Origin of the sequence: Bacillus sp. AFS001701 (genome assembly GCF_002559405.1) — a bacterium.
Classification (GTDB): domain Bacteria; phylum Bacillota; class Bacilli; order Bacillales; family Bacillaceae_G; genus Gottfriedia.
In genome coordinates, this window is the sequence record NZ_NTZO01000321.1 from 1 (window position 1) to 4,652 (window position 4,652).

Annotated in this window: 7 protein-coding genes; 1 reads left to right on the forward strand and 6 read right to left on the reverse strand. The window is 31.3% G+C overall.

The annotated features are described in order from the left end of the window. Positions 1-112: 112 nt before the first annotated feature. Positions 113-1,006 carry a beta/alpha barrel domain-containing protein gene (locus CN514_RS18860; RefSeq protein ID WP_286141755.1) on the reverse strand — a complete coding sequence of 298 codons (894 nt, stop codon included), beginning with the start codon at positions 1,004-1,006 and terminating at the stop codon, positions 113-115. A gap of 283 nt (positions 1,007-1,289) precedes the next feature. Continuing rightward, positions 1,290-1,697, reverse strand: a complete 408-nt coding sequence (locus CN514_RS18865) for a cytosolic protein (RefSeq protein ID WP_069033110.1) — start codon at positions 1,695-1,697, stop codon at positions 1,290-1,292. Between the two features lie 131 nt (positions 1,698-1,828). On the opposite strand from CN514_RS18865, the gene CN514_RS18870 reads away from it, so the two are divergent. After that, complete coding sequence (locus tag CN514_RS18870; protein WP_098233926.1) at positions 1,829-2,080, forward strand: alpha/beta-type small acid-soluble spore protein; 252 nt, start codon at positions 1,829-1,831, stop codon at positions 2,078-2,080. Positions 2,081-2,211: 131 nt separating this feature from the next. Here the strand turns inward: CN514_RS18870 and CN514_RS25825 are convergent, their stop codons facing one another. The 4 genes from CN514_RS25825 to CN514_RS18885 all read right to left on the reverse strand — a co-directional run. Further along, the gene (locus CN514_RS25825) at positions 2,212-2,361 is read right to left on the reverse strand and encodes a hypothetical protein (RefSeq protein WP_176525970.1); all 150 of its coding nucleotides are present in this window, start codon (positions 2,359-2,361) and stop codon (positions 2,212-2,214) included. Between the two features lie 185 nt (positions 2,362-2,546). Further along, positions 2,547-4,022, reverse strand: coding sequence for a sodium/proline symporter PutP (putP, locus tag CN514_RS18875; protein WP_098233927.1), 1,476 nt, complete (start codon positions 4,020-4,022; stop codon positions 2,547-2,549). Positions 4,023-4,065: 43 nt separating this feature from the next. Beyond that, the gene (locus CN514_RS18880) at positions 4,066-4,296 is read right to left on the reverse strand and encodes an excisionase family DNA-binding protein (protein WP_098233928.1); all 231 of its coding nucleotides are present in this window, start codon (positions 4,294-4,296) and stop codon (positions 4,066-4,068) included. An 84-nt stretch (positions 4,297-4,380) separates the two neighbouring features. Continuing rightward, positions 4,381-4,652 (reverse strand): nuclear transport factor 2 family protein (locus CN514_RS18885; protein ID WP_098233929.1); only part of this gene is annotated, 272 nt, incomplete at its 5' end.

Here is a 4,652-nt window from a genome sequence, read left to right on the forward strand (position 1 = left end):
TGCTTCAAAGTTAGACATAATCAATTCTCCTTTCATTCAAATTAGTAAATTATATGCAAAAAAAATTCAATTCTTGTCCAAATTATTAAAAACAATATAAAAAAGCATCATGTTAGATGCTTTTTGGATGGTAACATGAAAATAACTTACTAGTAGGCTCTTCATTTAATTGGTTTGAAATATAATTTGTAGCGTCTAGAAGTTTTACTTCATCAACATTAGTTGGAATATCAAGTCGATGTAAAAATGAAATTAAATCTTCCGTTTCAATCATTCTATTTTGTTCATTAGATGGAAAACAACCTCCGAACCCTCCATTTGCTGATTCAAACCGCTGAATCCCATACGAAAGTGAAGTATAGATGTTAGAAATGCCATTCCCAAAAGTATTATAAAATTGCATCGAACAACGCTCTTTCGGTATTTTTATTAATAAATCCTCTAAAAATAACTGAACTTGTTGAGGCGTTACTTTTCCGACCGTATCAACAAATGATAACGCCTCCACACCATCATCTAATAATTGCAATGCCAAGTCGATGGCTTTTTGATAACCTACTTTTTCATCGTGATTACCAAATACCGTTGTAATATAAGCACGTGTTAGCTTTTCATAATCTTTCGTTACTTTTGTCATCTCTTTAATATCTTTCAATGATTGATTAATCGAGCAATTTTTAACTTTTAAATTATAGGACTCACTTGTTGAGATAAAAAAGTTAATTTCATCTGCATCTACAACAAATGCTCTCATTAGACTTCTTTTGTTTGGTACGAATACTCCATATGTTAGGTGATGATCTCTTTTTAGCTTCAATACTAATTCGGTAGCTTCACTAAACTGTTGTTTATTCGGATAATTCATTAAAGTGGATACTTCAATATGATTTATTCCACTATCTATCAGATAGTTAATCCATTGTAATTTTTGGTCAATAGATAATCGTGATCCATATTGAAAATTAATACGAGGTCCAATTTCTTTTATATATACAGACTGTGGCATGTTCAATATGATCGACTCCTATTCTACTTTTTATTTTTTATACAAGCTCTTTTGTAAATATCCTTGTATAAATTTTACTTGAGTCGAAAGTTATTTATGATAGTCAAAATAGAAACTATCAAATAAAAAAAGCTCTCGATAAAAATATCAAGAGCTTTTTTGAAATCATTGTCTTATATTAATAACCAAAATAAATTAGTGAAACTTCCATATTTTGCATAAATATCCGATTTTAAAGATATAAACTCGGTATTTTTGGAAGAATATACATTTATTTGGAAATTTATACTTCTAAATCTTCGCCTTCTTCAATTACATGGAATAATAGATGAACTAAATGATGAATTGAACTAGAAGCATCCAGTTCAACTTCCTCTTCTTCAGAAGTTTCATCAACAAATTCTAAATCATTTAAATATAAAGCCATGAATTCATAAAAATCTTTCATTGCAAATGAATAGCAAGCAACTGGTTCTTCATCTTCTTCATTATATTGAAGAACTAAATGAGATACATTTCCTTCATTATCCTCTGAATCTAAAAACACAAAAAAGCCTATATTCGTATCGATTTCGAATAAATGTCTAGTTCCACCTTCAGTAGACTTATGGTATTCCTCGTCATTCAATTTTTGGATTAACATATTATCTACATTATCTTCTTTGTGAAAAGTTACATTAAAAGATTTCATCATCATTCTCCTTTTATATCGATTGATCAACGCATGTCTTCATTATGTAACATTCCCTATTTTATAGCAATTATTTCCATAATTAAAAAAATCGATAAACGGGAAATCTACGACTAAAAGGAGTGGGTTTGATGAGTAGAAAAAATAAAATCTTAGTTCCTGAATCTAGAAAAGCGCTAGACGCTTTAAAAGCTAAAGTCATGCATACAACTAATCCTGAAAATGCAAAGTTCGAAGCTGCTGAGGAAGTTGGGGTTCCTTTAACAAAAGGATATAATGGCAATTTAACGTCTCATGAAAACGGTAAAGTTGGTGGCCGGATCGGTGGGAATATGGTGAAAGAATTAGTTAGAATGGCGCAGGAGAATTTGAATAAACGCTAAAGGTACTAGTGGTAGTGATTATCATATCAACTAGTTGAGACTATTAAATTAAGGAATACTAAATTAAAAAATAACCCTGTTTCCCAAAAAAGGATACAGGGATTTTTTACGAGTATGTCTTTTTAAAATTATTAGAAAAGTCCATGAACAATATATTTCACAAAATCAGTAAAACCTTCTCCTACTCCGGTAAAAACCATTTCGTGATAAGCGCTATTCATGCTTAATGCAACTGATATACATATAAGGATGGGAACTATAATCATTACTTCATTTTTCATATAAACGACACCCCTTAAAGTACATTTTAATTTTAATTTTCTGACTTATATAGAAATTGTATACAAAGTGTACGTTTTATTCAATTGTGAATTATTTCCAAAAAGAATCAAAAATAAAAAAATAGGAGTGTGCATAGCACGCCCCTATTTCTACTGATTAAACATTTAGAAAGTGTTTTTTGTTTTTATGCTAGTCGTTTTTCCATTTCCTCAAATTGCTTTTCTACTTTTGGGTTTGAATTTGAAGTTAATAGACTAACTACAATAACTGCTAGTAAGCTGAAAAAGAAACCTGGAACCATTTCATATAAGTTAATCGCTTCTTTAATCGCATCCAAGCTGATCCAAATGATAACAGTTGCTGCCCCTACTACCATGCCTGCAAGTGCACCCCAGCTAGTCATTCTTTTCCAGAATAAACTTAATAAGATAGCTGGACCAAATGCAGCACCGAAGCCTGCCCAGGCATTACCAACAAGATTTAAAATCGTATCATTCGGTGTTAACGATAAAAGTAATGATACGATCGCAACGATTAATACAGCTATTCTACCAATACGAACAAGCTCTTTATCAGATGCATTCTTTTTACCAAAGATACGATAAAGATCTTCTGTTAAAGCACTTGCAGTTACTAAAAGTTGAGATGAAATAGTACTCATAATCGCTGCAAGTATAGCAGATAACAAGAATCCCGTAATTAGTGGATGAAATAATGTTTTTGAGAAAAAGATAAAAATTGTTTCTGGATCATCTAATGTTAAGTTGTTAACTGAAATGTATGCAATTCCAACTAGTCCTGTTAATGTTGCACCAACAATCGTAAAAATCATCCATCCCATTCCGATACGACGCGCTGGCTTTAATTCCTTTACAGTTGAAATCGCCATAAATCGAACAATAATATGGGGTTGTCCAAAATAACCTAATCCCCAAGCAAGTAAAGAAACAATTCCAATAAATGAAGTTCCAGTAAAGATATTTAATAACTTTGGGTCTATATGTTTAATTTCATCGAAAGCAGGCTTTACTCCACCTACATCTGTAAAAGCAACAAGTGGTACCAAAATTAATGCAATAAACATAATTAGACCTTGAACGAAATCTGTTAAACTTACAGCTAAGAACCCACCAAATAATGTATAGGCAATTACAACCGCAGCTGTAACAATTAATCCTACTTTATAATCGATTCCGAAAGCTGACTCAAATAATGTACCTCCAGATACAAAACCAGCTGAGCAATAAAGTGTAAAGAAAATGATAATAACAACAGCTGAAGTAATTCTTAAAATTCGAGTTGAATCTTGGAATCTTTTTTCAAAGAAATTTGGTATTGTAATTGAATTATCGGCTACTTCAGTAAATACACGTAGTCGAGGTGCTAAAAGTAAATAGTTTAAATATGCACCAATCGTTAATCCAATAGCAATCCATGCAGATGAGATACCAGTTGCGTACATTGCACCAGGTAATCCCATTAACATCCATCCGCTCATATCGGCTGCACCAGCTGAAAGAGCAGTAACTGCAGGTCCAAGACCACGATCACCAAGCATATACTCGGATAAACTATCAGTAGATTTTTTATAAGCGTAAAAACCTATAGCTAACATAAAAATAAAGTAAATAGAAATTGATATGAGTACTTGCAAATCCATTTTATCCCTCCGTTATAGCAACCTCTTACAATCTGATTTTATTTTAGTCTTCGTCCTTTACATCTATATCTTCAGGAATTGGTTCATTATAGTAATCAGCAATCATTTTTTTTGCTTTTTCCAATTGTTCTAAGTGGTTGTTAAATTGCTCTTTGTAGATTAAATATTGTTCACCGTCGTGGACTACTCTAATTTTTTGTTCTTGAATCAATTGTTTAATATAGGATTCATCAAGATCTAAGTATTCCGCTGTTTCTTTAATTGTTAAATACATTTTGTTCTCCTTACCTACTCATTCTTACATTATCTTACTATTTATTTGAATATGTTCTTTTGTTTGTTATTCATATACAATTACCTAAAACTCTGTTGGTGTGCCTTGGTGAAAATACATTTTCCATTGACCATCTTTAATCTTCCAAATGGAACTACGTAAGGAATGTTGTTTTTTTAATTCATTAAATATTCGATAGGTCACTAGTATAATTTCATCTGATAATGGATGAATTTCAAAATCACTTAATGTCATTTTTACGATTCCTATGCCATTTTCTAATTGATCATTTTTATATAAAACTCTACCTGAACTCCCGAATTCAAAAAATTCATCGGCTAGTAGATTTTTTAGTT